The organism is Hydrogenophaga laconesensis (assembly GCF_031457235.1).
GTDB classification, from domain to species: domain Bacteria; phylum Pseudomonadota; class Gammaproteobacteria; order Burkholderiales; family Burkholderiaceae_C; genus Hydrogenophaga; species Hydrogenophaga laconesensis.
In genome coordinates, this window is sequence record NZ_JAVDWE010000001.1 from 551,584 (window position 1) to 569,070 (window position 17,487).

At 65.3% G+C, this 17,487-nt stretch carries 20 protein-coding genes and 1 pseudogene; 10 read left to right on the top strand and 11 right to left on the bottom strand.

The genetic code is table 11. The features are described from left to right. Window positions 1-108: 108 nt before the first annotated feature. A complete protein-coding gene (locus J2X09_RS02645) occupies window positions 109-999 on the bottom strand; it encodes a DUF1353 domain-containing protein (protein ID WP_204731792.1) in 891 nt (296 codons plus the stop codon). Between the two features lie 196 nt (window positions 1,000-1,195). Beyond that, on the bottom strand, window positions 1,196-1,543 hold the full coding sequence (locus J2X09_RS02650; RefSeq protein WP_204731793.1) for a hypothetical protein: 348 nt from the start codon (window positions 1,541-1,543) through the stop codon (window positions 1,196-1,198). A gap of 40 nt (window positions 1,544-1,583) precedes the next feature. Between J2X09_RS02650 and J2X09_RS02655 the strand changes: the two genes are divergently transcribed. Continuing rightward, window positions 1,584-1,856, top strand: a complete 273-nt coding sequence (locus tag J2X09_RS02655; RefSeq protein WP_204731794.1) for a 2Fe-2S iron-sulfur cluster-binding protein — start codon at window positions 1,584-1,586, stop codon at window positions 1,854-1,856. A gap of 229 nt (window positions 1,857-2,085) precedes the next feature. Here the strand turns inward: J2X09_RS02655 and J2X09_RS02660 are convergent, their stop codons facing one another. Both J2X09_RS02660 and J2X09_RS02665 read right to left on the bottom strand, forming a co-directional pair. Further along, on the bottom strand, window positions 2,086-2,994 hold the full coding sequence (locus J2X09_RS02660; protein WP_204731795.1) for a YecA family protein: 909 nt from the start codon (window positions 2,992-2,994) through the stop codon (window positions 2,086-2,088). Window positions 2,995-3,343: 349 nt separating this feature from the next. Continuing rightward, the gene (locus J2X09_RS02665) at window positions 3,344-3,634 is read right to left on the bottom strand and encodes a helix-turn-helix domain-containing protein (protein WP_374726478.1); all 291 of its coding nucleotides are present in this window, start codon (window positions 3,632-3,634) and stop codon (window positions 3,344-3,346) included. A gap of 66 nt (window positions 3,635-3,700) precedes the next feature. Here J2X09_RS02665 and J2X09_RS02670 point away from each other — a divergent pair, with 66 nt between their 5' ends. Continuing rightward, a complete protein-coding gene (locus J2X09_RS02670; RefSeq protein WP_204731796.1) occupies window positions 3,701-4,018 on the top strand; it encodes a hypothetical protein in 318 nt (105 codons plus the stop codon). A gap of 27 nt (window positions 4,019-4,045) precedes the next feature. Here J2X09_RS02670 and J2X09_RS02675 read toward each other — a convergent pair whose 3' ends face one another. Further along, the gene (locus tag J2X09_RS02675) at window positions 4,046-4,687 is read right to left on the bottom strand and encodes an NrsF family protein (protein ID WP_204731797.1); all 642 of its coding nucleotides are present in this window, start codon (window positions 4,685-4,687) and stop codon (window positions 4,046-4,048) included. Then, entirely contained in the window at window positions 4,684-5,247 is a 564-nt protein-coding gene (locus J2X09_RS02680; RefSeq protein WP_204731798.1) for a sigma-70 family RNA polymerase sigma factor, read from the bottom strand. The genes J2X09_RS02675 and J2X09_RS02680 overlap by 4 nt, the downstream gene beginning before the upstream one ends. Window positions 5,248-5,388: 141 nt before the next feature. Here J2X09_RS02680 and J2X09_RS02685 point away from each other — a divergent pair, with 141 nt between their 5' ends. From J2X09_RS02685 to J2X09_RS02710, 6 genes are all read left to right on the top strand, one after another. Next, entirely contained in the window at window positions 5,389-5,682 is a 294-nt protein-coding gene (locus tag J2X09_RS02685) for a BufA1 family periplasmic bufferin-type metallophore (RefSeq protein ID WP_204731799.1), read from the top strand. A 7-nt stretch (window positions 5,683-5,689) separates the two neighbouring features. After that, window positions 5,690-6,523 (top strand): MNIO family bufferin maturase, encoded by an 834-nt coding sequence (bufB, locus tag J2X09_RS02690; protein WP_204731800.1) that lies wholly within the window; start codon window positions 5,690-5,692, stop codon window positions 6,521-6,523. Beyond that, window positions 6,520-7,266: an HvfC/BufC family peptide modification chaperone gene (locus J2X09_RS02695; protein WP_204731801.1), complete on the top strand. Its 747-nt coding sequence runs from the start codon at window positions 6,520-6,522 to the stop codon at window positions 7,264-7,266. Before bufB ends, J2X09_RS02695 begins: the two co-directional genes overlap by 4 nt. Further along, complete coding sequence (locus J2X09_RS02700) at window positions 7,263-7,715, top strand: DoxX family protein (RefSeq protein WP_204731802.1); 453 nt, start codon at window positions 7,263-7,265, stop codon at window positions 7,713-7,715. The genes J2X09_RS02695 and J2X09_RS02700 overlap by 4 nt, the downstream gene beginning before the upstream one ends. A gap of 125 nt (window positions 7,716-7,840) precedes the next feature. Further along, window positions 7,841-8,815: a Bug family tripartite tricarboxylate transporter substrate binding protein gene (locus J2X09_RS02705; protein ID WP_204731803.1), complete on the top strand. Its 975-nt coding sequence runs from the start codon at window positions 7,841-7,843 to the stop codon at window positions 8,813-8,815. A gap of 4 nt (window positions 8,816-8,819) precedes the next feature. Continuing rightward, a complete protein-coding gene (locus tag J2X09_RS02710; protein WP_204731804.1) occupies window positions 8,820-9,548 on the top strand; it encodes an arylmalonate decarboxylase in 729 nt (242 codons plus the stop codon). A gap of 17 nt (window positions 9,549-9,565) precedes the next feature. Here the strand turns inward: J2X09_RS02710 and J2X09_RS02715 are convergent, their stop codons facing one another. Together J2X09_RS02715 and J2X09_RS02720 are read right to left on the bottom strand one after the other, a co-directional pair. Beyond that, complete coding sequence (locus J2X09_RS02715) at window positions 9,566-10,453, bottom strand: fumarylacetoacetate hydrolase family protein (protein ID WP_204731805.1); 888 nt, start codon at window positions 10,451-10,453, stop codon at window positions 9,566-9,568. A 14-nt stretch (window positions 10,454-10,467) separates the two neighbouring features. Continuing rightward, the gene (locus J2X09_RS02720) at window positions 10,468-13,065 is read right to left on the bottom strand and encodes an FAD-dependent monooxygenase (RefSeq protein ID WP_310307297.1); all 2,598 of its coding nucleotides are present in this window, start codon (window positions 13,063-13,065) and stop codon (window positions 10,468-10,470) included. A gap of 65 nt (window positions 13,066-13,130) precedes the next feature. Here J2X09_RS02720 and J2X09_RS02725 point away from each other — a divergent pair, with 65 nt between their 5' ends. Continuing rightward, window positions 13,131-13,922: an IclR family transcriptional regulator gene (locus J2X09_RS02725; protein WP_204731806.1), complete on the top strand. Its 792-nt coding sequence runs from the start codon at window positions 13,131-13,133 to the stop codon at window positions 13,920-13,922. 5 nt (window positions 13,923-13,927) lie between these two features. On the opposite strand, the gene J2X09_RS02730 is transcribed toward J2X09_RS02725, so the two are convergent. From J2X09_RS02730 to J2X09_RS02740, 3 genes are read right to left on the bottom strand one after another with little or no spacing between them, the layout of a single operon-like run. Continuing rightward, entirely contained in the window at window positions 13,928-14,914 is a 987-nt protein-coding gene (locus J2X09_RS02730) for a Bug family tripartite tricarboxylate transporter substrate binding protein (protein ID WP_204731807.1), read from the bottom strand. Window positions 14,915-14,950: 36 nt separating this feature from the next. Then, complete coding sequence (locus J2X09_RS02735) at window positions 14,951-15,772, bottom strand: SDR family NAD(P)-dependent oxidoreductase (protein ID WP_204731808.1); 822 nt, start codon at window positions 15,770-15,772, stop codon at window positions 14,951-14,953. Next, window positions 15,772-16,743: a Bug family tripartite tricarboxylate transporter substrate binding protein gene (locus J2X09_RS02740; protein WP_204731809.1), complete on the bottom strand. Its 972-nt coding sequence runs from the start codon at window positions 16,741-16,743 to the stop codon at window positions 15,772-15,774. The genes J2X09_RS02735 and J2X09_RS02740 overlap by 1 nt, the downstream gene beginning before the upstream one ends. 247 nt (window positions 16,744-16,990) lie before the next feature. Between J2X09_RS02740 and J2X09_RS02745 the strand changes: the two are divergent. After that, window positions 16,991-17,486, top strand: a pseudogene (locus J2X09_RS02745) (NAD(P)-dependent oxidoreductase); the annotation flags it as partial. Between the last annotated feature and the right edge of the window lies 1 nt (window position 17,487).

A 17,487-nucleotide genomic window follows, 5' to 3' on the forward strand; every position in this document is an offset into this window, starting at 1 on the left:
ACTACGCACAGCGCGGGAAGGCCGTAACACTGTGTGAGAACAAAGATCGCGGCATCTGCGGAAGCAACTCGCGTGGTTGCGGGCGAGCTCTAGCTCGATATCAAGGCGTCACTCTTTGGGTCGAAACCTCCGTATTTCTTCCAAGTTGAGATTCAACGCCTTAATCTCTCCAACCAATTGCTCCAACTGACTCTCGGTGGTGAGTGTTCTTGGCGTTGCAACTCGAATAAAGACCTTCAGGTCGCCGGGAGGTTTTGGATACATCGACGGGCGTTGGCTGGGAGGCTTGACAAGCTCCTGTATCGCACTCTCGTACTCGCGTTGAGCCGGATCATCTTCTACGTTTTGGCGCCACCTTGGCCGTTCAAAAGAGCGCGTTGATTCGATGGTCGTCCGATCAACCGATGCAAGCAGCTGTTCGCTTCCTGAAATGACGCGACCATCAGGATTCGCCGACTTGGCCAGATCAACAAGCTGGTCAACTTGAAAGTCATACAGTCCCTTGATCTGAGTCACCTCTTCCCACCGGGGGCCGAAGTGATAGACGGCGGCATAAAACGATTTTGCCGTTTCGATGTCCACTCCTCTTGCTCGCATTGCGCGATAAAACATCAGGTGGGCTTGTTGCCACGTGGCCCCCAGGTACTGATGTTCAGGATCACATGCCACGTCATGAACTACTGAAGCCTCTCGATACAAACCGTCAAAAGGGCTACCCACCAAAGACCAAGCTATCCTGGGAATCGACGCACCATTTACGCGAGCTCCTTTCGGGGCCGTCCATCGACGACCATCCACCTCAACAAAAGTAAAGGGCTCCTCCAATTTCATGAAGCGACCATCCCTCAACCACTCAGTGACAACGCGGCCCTCGAATCGTCCCCAACGCGCTTCACGAGAGTTTGCTGCAAGCGCCGTGTGATGCTCGGCGAAGCCCTCTTCGTCCGCATCGAGCGCCCCATGATCAAAGTGTGTGCAACCCGCCAGTGCAATCAGCATGCATATCAGAAACAACGACTTCATCGCACTCAGGACAGACTTACAGCTTGGTTGGATCATCGTCGACATCGCCTCAGAGTTGAACCGCATTGCACAAGCGTGCATTGTGTCAATCCTCATTGATTGCAAAACGCGGAGCTCCATGATGGTCTGTGAATTTTCGGCCCCTCACCGGAGTCGAAATCAGGTGGCATAACTAATAAGCCGTCTCCCGAGCCTCCACCACCAGCGAACGCACCCGCGCCCCCTTGCAGTTCGCCTTGGCGCGCACGCGGCAATCTTCATCGGCCTCCACCGTCAGGCGGCAGTGGTATTCCAGGCCATCCGTCTCGCCCGGGTTGTGGCTCGGTATGCGGCGCGCCCACAAGCGCTTGCCGTCCACCTCCACCGTCAGCTCAAGGAAGCCCCCAACGGCTTCCGGCAGCACATGCACCAGCAGGGTGGCATCCAGGTCAAAGGTGCGCGCGCGGCCCAGCGCCCCGGGGATCACCAGGGAGGCGACGGAATCGGTGCCCGCGTCATACTTCCAATATTCGAGAGTCATGCGAAAAGTCTAAGCCGACTCCATCCCATCTCCAACGCGAATGAAGACCTTCCGTATCCGGGTTGACGGGCAAGCGGCTGAAGCCGAGGCCGACAGCGAAACGAGTTTGTTTGCGGCGATGACGCGCGTGGGAATTGCGTGGCCGGTGTCTTGTCGCAATGGGACTTGTCGTACGTGCTTGGGTCGGTTGCTGGAGGGGCGGGTGCGGTACGACATTCCTTGGCCTGGGTTGAGTGCGGATGAGAAGGATGAGGGGTATTGCCTGCCTTGTATTGCTCGGCCTGTGGCGGATGTTGTGATCGTGAAGGCTTGAGATCGATCAACCCGGTATGTGCTGGTCGCCGCTCCTAACTTGATGGCTATTAGAGGCTGCGGGGTGGGCGGCGATGGCCGCCGGCACCGGCCCCGCGGCTATCGGTTAAGGCATGTTATTCAGCGGTGTATGGTCCGAACGCGATCGTCTCCGGAAGAACGATCAAATACCTATTGTTGTCATGCGGCTTCTACCAGCCGCATGTAGTGGCAGACAGCTCATTTGCAAGTTACTGCCTATAAGCCCGGTGGCAGAACCTGTATTTCTCACCGCTCCCGCATGGACACGGTGCGTTACGATGCACCACTGGGTACACCACGGGCACGTCCGTAGATAGTTGGATTTGGCCAATCAGCAGGCCAGTGCCTCCCGTCCGTGCGTCAACCATGTCTAGCATTGGCATTTCCTGTTCAACGATATCGCTCTCGTAGCCTGCGTGTGCAGAGAATGGCGAAAGGTAGTCGATCCTGCCCGTGTTGAGTCGCTTTCCTACAGTCCCGCCAGAGCGATGCCGGTCCGAAATATCACCCACAATAGCAGCGGCTTTTGCCCGGATCGCAGAATGGGAAACCCGTCTCTCAAGCAGCACGCGCAATTCCCTCTCGTCCAAGTCAGTCATAGCATTGAACGCACCTACCGCCTGGATCATTGTTGGGTTGTCAGAAGCCGGAGTTCTGCTCTGCTCACAGTAAACAGTGAACTTCGGCTGTGCAAAAGGATGGTCAATGAAATTGACGAAATCCTGAAAGTTTGAGATCAACGCGCTAACGATGTGCGCGTTTGCGGTGTACCCGCACAGCATCACGGTTAGTCTCCGATGCTTGACGTGCGCAGAAAGTACATCTGGATTCGAATTGAAATCCTCCGTCGCTAGCTCAGCGAAGTGTTCGATAAGCTCACGGAATCGCGCATTCTTCTTAGAAGCTGCCTGCAACGCTTCCATCAACCAGGTGGAAGTATTGAATCCGCGAATTGTGGCGAGGCCGGTGAAGCAGTACAGAACTGACGCGTCGTCGCACAGCAGGTGCCCGGCCTTGCCTGATGCCTCCGTCAACACAGAGCCGTCCCACCCTGTGAGGCGCCGGTCACTGACTTGGATGATTTGATCAGCGTTGGCCACTACTAAAGCGAAAGTCATGGCCAACATTTTCGCGCAGCACAGCTCCATCTTCTGAACGACTAGCGAGCGCGACTCCTTCGATAGCTCGCTAAGCGCTTCTCCGTTTCCCGCTTCTAAACCTATTCACGCCGCGAGACTGCCGCTCAGCTGGAAACCTCCAACGACGGCTATGAGTCGAGAGTATCGGTTCGTGATGGAGGAAGCGGTCGTTCGAACTTCCCAAATAGGCCTAGACGCTCGCGAGGTTAGCTGCACATCCATGAACGGTCCTTAAGCAGGCGAGACGGCGCTAGGTCAACGACCGCAACTTGGCAGACACCGAGCAGTAAGGCTGCCGCGACGGCCGTCGGCAGCCGCTCCATAGTAGTCACGTCACCGGCTTGATCAGCTCCCAAGGCTCCACATCAAGCGCCTTCGCCAAGCGCTCGATGTTTGAAAGCGCCACATTCCAGAGGCTTCGCTCGATGGCAGACACATAAGTTCTGTCCAGACCGCATTCATGCGCGAGCGCTTCCTGGGACCAGCCTTTGGCAACGCGAAGCGTGCGGACATGCCACGCAAGGGTTCCTCGCAGGTCACCTTTGGCGGGCTTCTTTTTGGGTGGAGTAGGTTTTGCAGACACCTTGCGAGAGTCCCAAAGTGCTACATTTGCATCCACGGAATTTGCTACTCATTTAAGGTTCTTTTCCGCGTATTGCTTTCCACCCATCCGGAGCATTTGCAGATGGCCAAATCGAAGACCGGCAACACCTCCACCCCCTCCTCCACCTCACTCTCTCCACACATCCTCACCCTCGCCTGCCAGGCCACAGACGAGGTACGCCAGCTGTTCAACGCGCTGGACGCGCACTTGGCGCTGGACAACTTCCTCGTGCCCGAGGACGAGGCGGATCGGCTCGAATTCGTGACACGGCTGGCGGGGTTCGCCACGCTGAAGCGGGCGCTCAACACGGAGTTGTGGCGTTTGATGGAGGCGCTTTCGCAGACGACGACGCGCCTGTACACCTGCGCGGCGCAAGAGGCGAGCGAGCGGCAGGCTTGAAGTTGAAGCGCTTGGCGCTGGCCGCGCTCACCAGCGCAACCAGTGCCGCCCCGCGAGCGCCCCGATGGCCGCGCAGGCCGCCATGCCGAGCACGTACCACACGGCCAGAAATGGTGCCTGCATCTCGGGGCAATGCAGGGCGTACACGGTGGCGCCCAAGGCACCGGCGAGCCAGCCCGCCACGGCGCCGGTGAGCGCGGGCCGCGTGGGTGCCAGGCCGCGCAGCGCCCAGAACAGGGCCACGCCCACGGGCAACGAGGTGGCGATGACGTTGAACACGCAGGTGCGCCAGGTGCTGCCCAGCACCAGCGCGGCGCGCGTGCCGGGTTCGGCCTGCGCCAGCACGAGTGCGGCCCAGGCCCACAGCAGGGCCACGGGCAGCCACAGGCCCCACACCCAGCCGCGCATGCGCCCGCCGGGGTGGGCGAGCTGGAACACGGCGGCCAGCCCGCTGGCGGCCACGGCCAGGGGCATGGCGAGCTTGAGGGCGAAGGCGGGCGTGGCCCACACGCTGCCCAGGTCTTTGCGCAGGCCGTATTCCAGGCTCACCCACGCGAAGGCGAGCACCAGCCCCGCCAACAGAGCGATGGCGAAGCGGCGTTCGCCGGCGTGGCGGGGCACCGGTGCGGCGTCGGTGGCCAGCAGTTGCATCAGTTCGTCGGTTTTCATGCCAGTCCTTTCCATTGGCGCGCCAGGGCTTTCAGGCCCCGGTGCACGCCCACCTTGATGGCGGATTCGCTCATGCCCGTGAGTTGCGCCGCCTCCGCCACCGAGAGGCCTTCCAGCTTGGTGTGCTGGATGGGCAGGCGCTGGTGGTCGGGCAGCTGGGCGAGCATGTGGCCGAGGTCTCGCCGGGCTTCACCGGTTTCGCTGTCGGGCTGGGCGAAGAGTTCGAGCTCGTCGTCCAGCGGGTCGTTCAGGGCTTCGTGGCGGGCGCGGCGGCGCCACAGGTCCACCAGCTTGTAGCGCGCCAGCGCGTGCACCCAGGCGGTGAGGGGTTCGCCCCGGCGGTAGGTTTGCCGTTGCGTGTGCACGGCCATGAGGGTTTCTTGCACGAGGTCTTCCACTTCGTCGGGCAGCTGTTGCAGGCGGCGGCGGAAATAGCCGCGCAGCAACGCCGCCAGGCGCTGCAGAAAGCGGTGGTAGGCGGCGCCATCGCCGTCCAGCCCCGCCACGAAAAGGCCATGCAGTTCGTTTTCTGTCGCGGTCACGGGGTCTATTCGTGTCATGGCGCCAAAAGGTTACAGCGGGGCGAAAAAAGAAATTCGATGAATTGTGCGGCGGCGCTGTAACCGTTGAAAGTTTTTCGGCGAACTAGCCATCGGACCTCATCGATCGGTCGGTGCGGCCAAACCATCAAGGAGCCTTTCATGAAGACCTCGCAACTCACCCTGACCCTGGCCGCACTGGCCGCCCTCACCACCGGTGCCGCGCTGGCCCAGTCCAACATGCCGGACACGAAAGCCGCCGCTGGCGCGAAAGAGCGCTGCTATGGCGTGTCCATGGCGGGCAAGAACGATTGCGCCGCCGGCCCCGGTACCACGTGCGCGGGCACCTCGAAGATGGACTACCAGGGCAACGCCTGGAAGTACGTGCCGGCCGGCACCTGCGTGAGCATCAAGACGCCGACGGGCATGGGCTCGCTGCAACCGGTCAAGGGCTGAACGCGGCATGGACGTGAGCGCGGGCCTCGGTCTCAAACCCGAACACGCGGAAGCGGCCTGCCGTGCACGCGCGGCGGGGCTGTGGTTCGAGGTGCATGCCGAAAACCACCTGGTGGACGGCGGCCCCCGCCTGGCGTGGCTGGAAGCGGTGCGCGCCCACCACCCGGTGGCGCTGCACGGGGTGTCGCTCTCGCTGGTGGGCCATGAGCCGCCCGATGGCGCGCACCTGGCGCGGCTGGCGGCGCTGGTGCGGCGGCTGCAGCCGGTGATCGTGTCGGAGCACCTGGCGTGGAGCCGGCTGGGCGCGCACTACGCACCCGACCTGCTCCCGTTCCTGCGCACGCACGAAGCCTTGCGGCACACCGCCGCGAACATCGACCGGGTGCAGAACGCGCTGGGCCGTCGCATCGCGATCGAAAACCCGTCGCACTACCTGCACCTGCAGGGTCACGACTGGGACGAGCCGGACTTTCTGCAGGAGCTGGTGCGGCGCACCGGCTGCGGCCTGCTGGTGGACGTGAACAACGTGTTCGTGTCGGCGCACAACGTCGGCACAGACGCGCTGGACATGCTGGACCGCATGCCCGCCGATGCGGTGATGGAGATTCACCTGGCCGGCCACCACGAAGACCCGGCGCTGGGCGACGGCCTGTTGATCGACGGGCACGACGCGCCGGTGGCGGAAGCGGTGTGGCGTTTGTACGAGCGGCTGATCGAGCGCATTGGCCCACGCCCGACGCTCATCGAACGCGACAGCAACGTGCCCGCGTTCGATGTGCTGATGGCCGAGCGCAACCGCGCGCATGCGCTGCTGGCCCGCTGCGCGGAGGTGCCGGCATGAACCACGCCGAATTCCAGCACGCGTTCTGGCGCGATCTGTGGGCCGGGGATGCAGCGCCCGCGTCCACCTGGGCCAGGCAACCGGGGTTCGCGGTCTACCGCAACACCGTGCTCAAGGGCTGTTTGGACAGCCTGCTGGCGCTGTACCCCGCCGTGCACCGGCTCACCGGTGACGAGTGGCTGGCCGCGGTGGCCTTGGCCTATGCGCGCGAGCACCCGCCGCAGAGCGGCTGCATGGCCGCTTACGGCGCGGGTTTTGCTGAACATCTGGCGGGCACCCTGCCCACTGGCGAGTTGCCGTGGCTGCCCGAGGTGGCGCGGCTGGACGCGCTGTGGAACCAGTGCCACACCGCCGCCGATGCCCCCGCGCTGGAACCCGCCGCACTCGCCACGCTGGACGCCACCGCCCTGCCCCACACCAGGCTGGTGCCGCACCCCGCCGCGCGGTGGCACGCCTGCGTGGACTGGCCGGTGTTCAGCCTCTGGCGCGCCGCGCGCGAGGCATGGCCCGACCCCAACCCGCCGCACTGGCGCGGGCAGCACACGCTGCTCACGCGGCCTGGTGATGCGGTGCAGTTTCAGGAGATCGGCCTGGGTGCCTGCGCGCTGCTGGATGCCTGCGCACGCGGCCTGCCGATCACCGACGCCACGGCCTGCGCAATGGCCGCCGAACCCGGTGTGGACCTCGCGGCCACGCTGGGCATCTTGATGTCACAGGGCGCCTTCACGGCGATCGCACCATGAACACGATGGCAGAAGCACCACACGCAACCCACCCGCTCAGCAACAAGCTGGAGCGATGGATTTCGCACGACCTCATTGCGCTGGCGAGCCGCATCGGCATCGGCGCGATCTTCTGGATCTCGGGCCGCACCAAGGTGGAAGGCTGGCTCACGCTGACGGACACCACCTTCCTGCTGTTCCGGGAAGACTATGCGCTGCCGCTGATTCCCCCCGAATGGGCGGCCTACGCCGCGACCTTCGCCGAACACCTGTTCCCCATGCTGCTGGTGCTGGGGCTGGCCACGCGCCTGTCGGCCGCCGCGCTGCTGGGCATGACGGCGGTGATCCAGTTCCTGGTGTACCCGTCGGCCTGGCCCACGCACCTCACGTGGGCGGTGCCGCTGCTGTACCTGCTGGGTCGCGGCGCGGGGCGGTGGTCGGTGGACCGGTTGCTCACGGCGGTGCGCTGAGGCGCACGCAGGCGCACGCATCGAAGCACCGCGTTCACGCCCTATCGCATTTCGCTTGGTCGGACTATGATATTCGCTTAGAAGAATATTAATTCGCTATGCGAATTTACATAGGAGACCGTGCAATGAGACGTTTTCTGGCCCTGGCCATCGGCCTGGCTTCGCTCTCGGCCCATGCCAATGACACGCCAGCCGAGCCCAATTTTCCGAACCGTCCGATCCGCATGATCGTGGGCATCGCACCTGGCGGCGGGCTGGACACGGGGGCGCGGCTGGTGGCAGCGCGCATGTCCACGCTGCTGGGGCAATCCGTGGTGGTCGAGAACAAGCCGGGCGCGGGCACCACGATGGGCGCTGCCCTGGCGGCGCAGGCGAAGCCGGACGGCTACACGCTGTTCTTCAGCGGCACCTCGATGCTGATCGCCCCTGCGGTCTACAAGAAACTGCCGTACGACACGCTGAGCGCGTTCGTGCCGATCGGGGGCGTTTCGTGGTCGCAGCTGGTGCTGGTGGCCCACCCATCGGTGCCGGCGAGCAACCTGAAGGAGTTGGTGGCGGCCATCAAACAGAAGCCGGGGGAGTACAGCTACGGTTCGCCCGGGGTGGGCACGCCGCAGCACCTGGTGATGGAGCAGCTGGGCAAGCACACCGGGGCGCGTGCCACGCATGTGCCCTACCGGGGTGCAGGGCCGCTCATGCAAGACCTGGTCACGGGCCGGGTGCAGATCGCGATGATCAGTTCGACGGCGGCGGAGCCTCAGGTGAAGGCGGGTGCACTCAAGGCCATTGCGGTCACACGGCCGATGCAGGCTGCGGGCACGCCCAGCTGGCCGCCGATCGCGAACGACTTCCCCGGCTTCGACGCGTATTCCAGCAGCTTCATCGTGGCACCGGCCGGCATCGCGCCGGCGGTGGCGCAACGGCTGAGCGATGCGTTGAAGGCGGCGCTGGCGTCCAGCGAGTTGCGCAAGGAGATGCTGGACACCGGCGCTGTCGTGGAATATGTGCCACCCGATACGGTGGCGCGCCAGATCAGGGCGGAGCTTCCACGGTGGGAAGCCATCGCCAAGGAATCGGGCGCCTCGCTGGATGAGAAGTGACGCCATGCCCCGGCCGCGCATCGGTCTGGTGGTGCCGCGCGCGGGCTCACAGGTGCCCGCCGAAGTGTCGGCCATGTACCCGGAGATCGCGTTCGTGGCCGAAGGCGTGGGGGTGACCGCGCTCACGCCAGAAGGCTATGAGGCAGCGTGGCAGAACATCGTGCCGACCGCGGCACGCCTGGCGGCGCAGGGCGTCGGCGCCGTGATGGTGATGGGCGCTTCGCTCACCTTCCACCGCGGTCTCGCCGCGCATGACGCCTTGCTGGACGCGGTGCGGCAAGCCACCGGCCTGCCCGTGGGTTCGATGAATTCGGCCAGCATGGCGGGTTTGCGCGAACTGGGCATCGAGCGGGTGGCGGTGTGCACCGCGTATTCGGACGAGGTGAACCAGTGCCTGAGCCGGTTTCTGGGTGATGCGGGGTTCACCGTGAGCGCCCTGCAGGGGCTGGGCCTGGAGCGGTTCGACGCGCCGCGCGAGACCGGCGCGGAAGACTTGGTGGCGTTGGCGCGGCGTGTGGTGGAGGCAGCGCCCGCGGACGTGCAGGGCCTGCTGCTGTCTTGCGGCGGGTTGAAGACGCTGGAGCTGACGCCACGGCTGGAGGACCTGCTGGGCCTGCCCGTGGTTTCCAGCACACCCGCCGCCGCGCGGGGCGCCGCCCACCTGCTGGGCATTGGCCATGCACTGACCGGCCGTGGCCGGTTGCTGGGGCGGGCGCTGATCGACAGCGCCTGATTGACAGCGCCTGATTTTCAGTACGGCCTGGGCGAGCGATGGCTGTGCTCGCGCACGGGCAGCTCCATGCCGCCCACGGACTCGATCTCGATCTTCACCCGGTCGCCGGCCTGGAATGGACCCACGCCTTCTGGCGTGCCGGTGGCAATGACGTCGCCTGGCGCGATGGGCAGCACGGAGGAAATGAGTTCGATCAGTTCCGGGATGTCCACGATCATGTCGGCGGTGTTGGCCTGCTGCCGCACATCGCCATTGACCCACAGCCGGTTCTGCAGCGCGCCGGGGTTGGGCACTTCGTCTGCCGTCACGAGGTAGGGGCCGAGCGGTGTGAACGATTCAAAGGACTTCCTCATGGAGCGCTCTTCCTCGGCCACGCCGGGTTCGATGCGCATGGTGGCGTCGATGAGGCAGGCGTAGCCGAACACGTGCTCCATGGCTTTTTCGCGGGGGATGTTGCGCCCTGCCTTGCCGACGATGACCGCGAGCTCGCTCTCGTGGTCGAAGCGGCGGGTGGAGCCGCGCGGCAGCAGCATGGCGTCGCCCGCGCCCACGAGCGAGCCCGGCGCCTTGAGGAAGAAGCCCTGCTCGCGCGCGCTGCGGCCGGCCTTGGCCACGGCGCGGTCACCGAGCTCGCCAATGTGCTTTCGGTAGTTGGCAGGCGCGGCGAACACGTGCGCGGGCGCGGGGCTGGGCGGCAGCAGCCTGACACTGGCCAACGCCAGGGGCGTCGCGAGGTGGCGGGCCTTCTGCACGGGCACGCGCACGGCGTCCCAATGGGCGATGAGCCAGTTGATGCGCTGGCTGGGCAGGGCCTGCAGCCATTCAGGGAGCGCGGCGGTCACGTCGAACACCTGGGTGTCTTCCACCACGCCGACACGGTGGTCATCAAAAACGGCAATCTTCATGGTTGGTTTCCTTGTCAGGCGGCACCGGTGCGGTGCCAGTTCAGCATGTGCAGCAGTGGCGCGTCGGACACCTGCAACAGCACCGTGTCGTGCGTGGCGTGGTGTTCATGCACGTACCAGCTGGGCGCGGCGAGCATGTCGCCGCGCTTCCATTCGAAGCGCTCACCGTTTACCACCGAATGGCCCTGCCCTTCGATGACGGTGAAGATGCGATTGACGGTGTCGCGCGGGCAATGCCAGTGGGCATCGGCATCGATCCGGATGACGGTGCGGTCGAAGGTGTCGAGGCGGGGCGGCCCGAGTTCGAGCGTGCGCACGCCCGGTGCCACCGGCGCCGCGGCGAGCAGCCGGGGCAGGTAGTCGGCGTAGGCGAAGCGCATGGGCGAGGCAGGGTCCACCGTGTCGGCGCGCTCCAGGGTGTCGGGGTGCAGCTCGAAGAACATGGGGCCGAGGTGCTGCACCAGCGGCGCATCGAGAAAGTCCACCCAGTAGGCTTCGGCATCGCTCTCGTTCGAATGGCCGTGGTAGCACATGTTCGGCGTGAGCAGCACATCGCCCGGCAGCATGGGCACCTTCACGCCGTCGACGATGGTGTAAGTGCCTTGCCCGGCTTCCAGCACCACCCGCATCGCGTTGGGCGAATGCCGGTGGCTGCGCGCCGTCTCGCCCGCCTTGACCATCTGGTACGCACCGACCAGCGTGCGCACCGTGGCGTAGTCGTTGCCGGGAATGGGGTTGGCCATGATGAGGTTGCGCCGCTCGGCCCACTCGGTGCCCACGAGGCGACCCGCAGCGTGCAAGGCCGCGCGGGCATCCGCGTAGCGCCAATGGGCGGGCACGAAGTTCTGCCTGGGTTCCGGGTAGAGGGACGGCGTGGGCTTGGCCCAGCCGTTCTTCATGCGCACGCGGTCGAGCCGGGCGTAGAGCGCGGGCAGGTCGTCGGCAACGTCAAAGTTCACCAGGCTGCCGGTGACGGTGTCGAGCAGGTTGCCCATGTCGTCGGGCAGGTGGTCGGCGCGCCACGCCACGTGGCCATCGGGCCGCACGAGCACGAATTTTTTTGCATAGAGCGCGCGGATGGCGGGGTCGGTGAGTTCGACCACGTCCATGGGCAGGCCACGGTCTTGGGCGGCCTCGCTCAGGGCGCGGGCTTCCTGTGCGGTGCCGCTGACGAGGAGCACGAACGACTTGCCGAACAGATCGAGGGTGGATCGGCCATCGGCCAGCCAGGCATGCGGCGCGCGGCAGCCTGGCCGCGTGGTGGGCAGGTAGTTCACCGCGTCCTCGTTCTCGGCGGCCACGAGGGCGAGGTCTTCTTTCTCGTTGAACACGCACACGGGTGAGCCGTGGTACCGGTTGCCCAGGTGCATGTTCTGAGAGAACCACTCGCGCTTGAGGCCTTCGCCGAGGGCATGGCCCACGGCGGCGCGAGCGGCGTCGCCCTCAGGCCCGGGTTCGTTCACCTTCTCCGCGCTGGGCACCTTCTTCATGGTCTGCAGGTTGCCGGTGGAGAAGCGGGTGATGCGCTCGGCCACAGGCTTGCGTTCGATGCCGTACGAATCGAGCAAGGCCTGGCCGCCCCACCCTTGCAGGCAGGCGGCGAGCTTCCAGGACAGGTCGACCGCGTCACCGATGCCGGTGTTCATGCCGAGGCCACCGGTGGGTGATGTGAGGTGGGCAGCGTCGCCGGCGATGAACACGCGACCCTGGTGGTAGCGGTCGGCCACGAGTTCGGCGCGCGTCCAGCGCAGCACGCTCAGGATCTCGGGATCGAATTCGCGGCCCAGCGCCTTGCAGGCGAAGGCCTTGAGTTCGTCTTCGGTGTAACGGGGGCGCTCCTGCGCGCTGCCGATGATGGACATGCGCCACTGGTCGCGCCCATTGATGGCCACGATGGTGGCCCAGGTGCCCGCCGGCCCGACGAACATGTAGCGGTAACCGGGCTGCTTGTCGTGCAAGGCGTTGAAGGTCGCGCAGCGGAAGATGACGTTGGTGGTGTGCGTGAGCAAGCCCTTGCCATGCATGGGAATGCCCAGTTGCTCGCGCACCGTGCTCTTGCCTCCGTCGCAGCCCACCAGGAAATGCGAGCGCACGGTGAGTTCTTCGCCGCTGGCCAGGTTGAGCAGACGGGAGGTCACGCCCTCGTCGTCCTGCTCGAAGGACAGGAAGCGGTGCTGGTAGCGCAGGTCGACGCCGGCCTGCGCCTTGGCGAACTTCTGCAGCACGGGGTCGAACATGTTCTGCGGGCAACGCTCCCGCCGCTGCGGGCTCTCGGGTGGATACGGGTTCTCGCGCATGGACGGCATGGGCTGGCGACCCAGCTCGTAGCCGTTGAGCGAGGTGAGGTAGACGTTGTCCTGCGGGTAGTCGCGGTTGTAGGGCGCGGCTTCCACATCGCCCACGAGCCCCCAGCGGCGGCAGAATTCCATGGTGCGAATGCCCACCAGGTCCATCCGGGGCTGACCGATGACGCCATCGCCGCTGTCGATGAGCATGCAGCGGTGGCCACGCCAGCCCAGGTCGCCGGCCAGTGCCAGGCCCACGGGGCCTGCCCCCACCACCAGCACGTCGGTGTCCGGGCGGGGCGATGCAATCGTTTTGGGTGTTGACATGGGAAAAGAATCCTTTGATTCGCTATGCAATTTATTATTTCGCCTTGCAGATTTAAGGAGAAAAGATGAAAGAGGAAGACGCCGACACCGGCAAGGACCGGCAGTACGTGACGGCACTGGCACGGGGTCTGCAGATCCTGCGGTGCTTCGGTGCCGAGCACCCCAGCCTGGGCACCGCGGAAATCGCCCGCATGACCGGGCTCGCACAGGCCACGGTCTGGCGGTTGTGCCACACCCTGATCGCCGAGGGGTACCTGGTGCAGCTGGAGCGCAAGGACAAGCTGCGCCCCGGCATTCCGGTGCTCAGTCTGGGATATTCCGCCATTGCCTCGACGCCTCTGGCCGAACTCGCCCGCAACGACATGCAGGCCATTGCGGACCGGCACCGGGGTGCGGTCTCGCTCGGTTCGCGGGATGGCTTGAGCATGGTGTACCTGCAGCGCTGCCAGGGCTCTGAAATCATTCTTCGCGACATGGGTGTGGGCTCGCGCGTGCCGGTGCTCACGTCCGTCACCGGCTGGGCCTGGCTGGCCGGCCTGGACGCCGGGGAGCGAAAGGCGGCCCTGGCCGATCTCAAGCGGCTGGACGCCACGCGCTTCAAGGAGATGCAGCCCAGGATCATGAAAGCCCTGCAGGACTACGAACTGACGGGCTATCTGGTGAACAAGGCATCGCTGCATCCTCAGATCAATGCGGTGGGTGTTCCGGTGGTAGCGGCCGACGGCAGGACCGTGCTCGCGCTCAGCTCGGGCGGGATCAGCCAGGTGTTCAACGACGCCAGGCTGAAAGTGGTGGGTGCCGAGTTGAAGAAGCTGGCGGTCGATCTGTCGGCGGCGCTGACGGCGCAGCGCCGCTGACCGCTTCACTCCGGTTTGATATTGGCGGCCTTCACCATCTCGCCGATCGCGGCGCTGTCTTCACGCATGGCATTGGCGAGGTCCCGCGGGCTGCCGGCCAGGGGCGTCATGCCCTTGGACAGGATCTGCCGTTCCGCGAAGCTGGCGTCCTTGAGGATGGCGGCGATCTCCGCATTGAGCTTGTTCACGATGCCAGCCGGCGTGCCGGCCGGCGCGAACACGCCGTACCAGATGGACGACTGCAGATAAGGAAAGCCCAGCTCTGCCGTGGTGGGCACGTTGGGGAACTGGGGCATGCGCCTGGCACCGGTGATGGCCAGAGGCCGCACGCGCTCGCTGCGGATCATCTCGCCCATCACACCGGCGCTGGCCAGGCTCACGTCCACTTCCTTGGCGAGCACGGCGGTCACCACGGGCGTGATGCCTTTGTAGGGCACATGCAGGATCTCGATGCCTTCGCGCTTGTTCAAGGTGCCGAACGCCAGGTGGGGCTGGGTGCCGTTGCCGTAGGAGCCGAAGCTGAAGTTGCTCTCCTTCTTGCGGGCGGCGGCCACCAGGCCCTTGAGGTCCGTCACCGGCACCGAAGGGTGCGCCACGATGATGTTGTCGCCCTTGACCATCTGGATGACGGGCTCGAAGTCCTTGTCCGGGTCATAGGGCAGCTTGCTGAACAGATGGCGGTTGGCGGTGAAGGTGGGGTCGGTGGTGGCCAGCAGGGTGTAGCCATCGGGCGCGGCACGGGCCACCGCTTCCGCCCCGATGAAGGTGGCCGCGCCACCCCGGTTGTCGATCACGACCGGCTGCTTCCATTTGTCGGACAGTTCCTTGCCCACGGCGCGGATCAGGATGTCGATGCCGCCGCCCGGCGGGAAGGGAACGATGATGCGCACCGGCTTGTTCGGGTAGACATCGGCCTGTGCCGCAGCAGCGGTGGCGAGCGCCAGTGCGGCGGCGGCCACAACGGCCTTGAGGGAGAGGTTCACAAATGGCATGGTTGCTCCTGGGATGGGTTTGTTGGGAAGGATTTCTCAGCGCCTGGGTCGCGTACCCGGCGTGATGCCCGTGCGACCACCGTCGACGGGAATCACCACACCGTTCAGATAGGACGCTTCTTCGCTGCACAGGAAGCGCACCACGTTGGCGACCTCGGCAGGAAAGGCGGGACGCGGAATCGGCGTGTGCTCGATGAGGGCGAGGGACATGGGTGGCATCGTGCCGCCGGGCTCGGTCATCATTCCGCGCGCCACGCAGTTGGTTCGGATGCCGAAGCGGGCGAACTCTTCGGCCATGACATGGGTGAGCGGCACCAGACCGCCGCGCGCGGCGGAATACGACGGCATCTGCGGGTTGCCCAGCGTGCCGTCGATCGACCCGATGTGCACCACCGCCGCGCCTTGCGCCCCCTTGAGAAGGGGCAGGAAAGCCTTGGTGGCAAACACCGGGCCGAGCAGGTCGAAGCGCACCACGCGCTCCCACGACGCATACGACGAGTCTTCGATGGATGCCAGTTCGGTGTCGAAGTGGCCATTGACCAACGCGCGCAAGGGGAGGTTCAGTTCTGCGCAGCTGCGGGCGGCCGCTTCCAGCGCCTCGGGGTCGGCCGGGTCGGCCTTGCACACGGTGATGGCGCCGCCTTCGGACTCGACTTCCGCCTTGAGCCTGGCCAGCGCATCGGCGCTGCTGTCCACGGCGAACACGTGGGCGCCATGCCGGGCGAAGTCTTTTGCACAGGTGCGGCCGATGTGAGGCGTGTAGCTCACGTGCTCGCGCGTCACGGGGTTGTCGGTCTGGACGGCGATGCTGACGATGGCCACCACCGAGCCCTGGAAAACCGGTTGCATGAGGCTCATCAGTCCACCTTGATCGGGGTGGTCGACAGCACCTTGGTGAAGGCCGAAACCTCCTGCGCAATCTGCTGGCGGAACGCTTCGGGCGAGGTGTCCGCGTCCTTCTCATCCACCGCCATGGCGTCCAGCCGGGCCTTGACGCCCGGCTCGCCCAGGATCGCGACGATCTTGCGGTTGAGCTGTTGCACCACGTCGGCGGGCGTGCCCGGCGGCGCGAACACACCATTCCACATGCGCAGGTTCAAACCCTTCAAGCCCAGCTCCTCCGTGGTGGGTGCTTCCGGCCAGGGTTGTGCGCGGCGTGCGGAAAGGGCGATGAGCGGCTTGAGCTTGCCCGCATCCACCAGGTTCCTGGCATCCGCGGCCTGCAACAGACCCCACTGCGCTTCGTCGACCGTCAACGATTGCAGCAGCGGAGCACCACCCTTGTAAGGCACGTGCTGGAACGACGTGCCCGCGGCCTGGTTCAGAGCCTCGCCCAGCACATGGGACAGCGCACCGTTGCCCGACGACCCGTACATGGGGGCACGGTCGGACTTGCCGGCGCTCAGCAACGCCTGCGCCGACTTGAAAGTCGAGGTGGTGGGCACCATCAGGAAAAAGGGTGCGCGAAACAGCACGGCCACGGGCACCAGGTCGCTGGCCTTGTAGCCCACATCCTTGTAAAGCAGCGGCGCGATGGACACCGCGCCCATGGGGGTGAACAGCAGCGTATGGCCATCTGCCGGGGCACGCAGCACCTCTTTCACGCCAATGGTGCCGCCGGCGCCTGCACGGTTGTCGACGATCACCGGTTGGCCCCAGTCCTCCGACAGCCGTTTGGCCACCACGCGGGTGACCACGTCGGTGGAGCCCCCCGCAGGAAATGGCACCACCAGACGAACCGGCTTGCCAGGGAAGCCCTGCGCATGGGCCGGGGACCACGTGGCCGCGACGACGGCGGCGAGCATGCAGAAACGGTGCAATCCAGACATCTCTTGTCTCCTGTTCCGGGCTGAGTATGGAAAATCTTTTAATTCGCTATGCGAATTTGCATTCTGATTAGCGAATTGAAGTCTAACCTCGAAGCGGGCGCTCAACAAGCGTGCAGTTGCGAAAGCCCCTGTTGGCAATGCCGCCAGGCCTGCTGATGTGCGTGTGGAATGCGTCTGCGCAAGCGTGCGGCCGAGGACGACATTGCCGCGCTGTGCAAGGAGCACGACCCGGTGGCCATCACAGGCGCGCAACGTGGAAGTGCGCGCTGCCGTGGACGCCAACGCCGCGGCGGTGGCCGAACAGGCGCTGGCCCTGCTGCGGGCCTGCGCGAAGTCGGTGCCGAAGATGTACGCGCGCATGCACGCCGGCTTCTGGGACAAGGCCACGCACAAGAGCGTGGAGCTGGCGGGCCGCACCATCGTGCCTGATCGGTCTGGGTGCGATCGGTCTGCGTTTCGCGCGCATGGCGCGCGCGCTGGACATGCGCGTGATCGGGTACGGCCCCTATGCGAAGCAGGTGCCCGCCGATGTAGAGCTGGTGGACCTGGGGACGCTCTGGCGCGAATCGGACGCCATCTCGCTGCATGGCCCGCTCAAGGAAGAAAACCGCCACCTGCTGAACGCGGACACGCTGGCGCTGTGCAAGCGCGGCGTGATGGTGGTGAACACCGCGCGCGGTGGCCTGATCGACGAGGATGCGCTGATGGACGCGGTGCGCTCGGGCCAGGTGGCCTGCGCCGGGT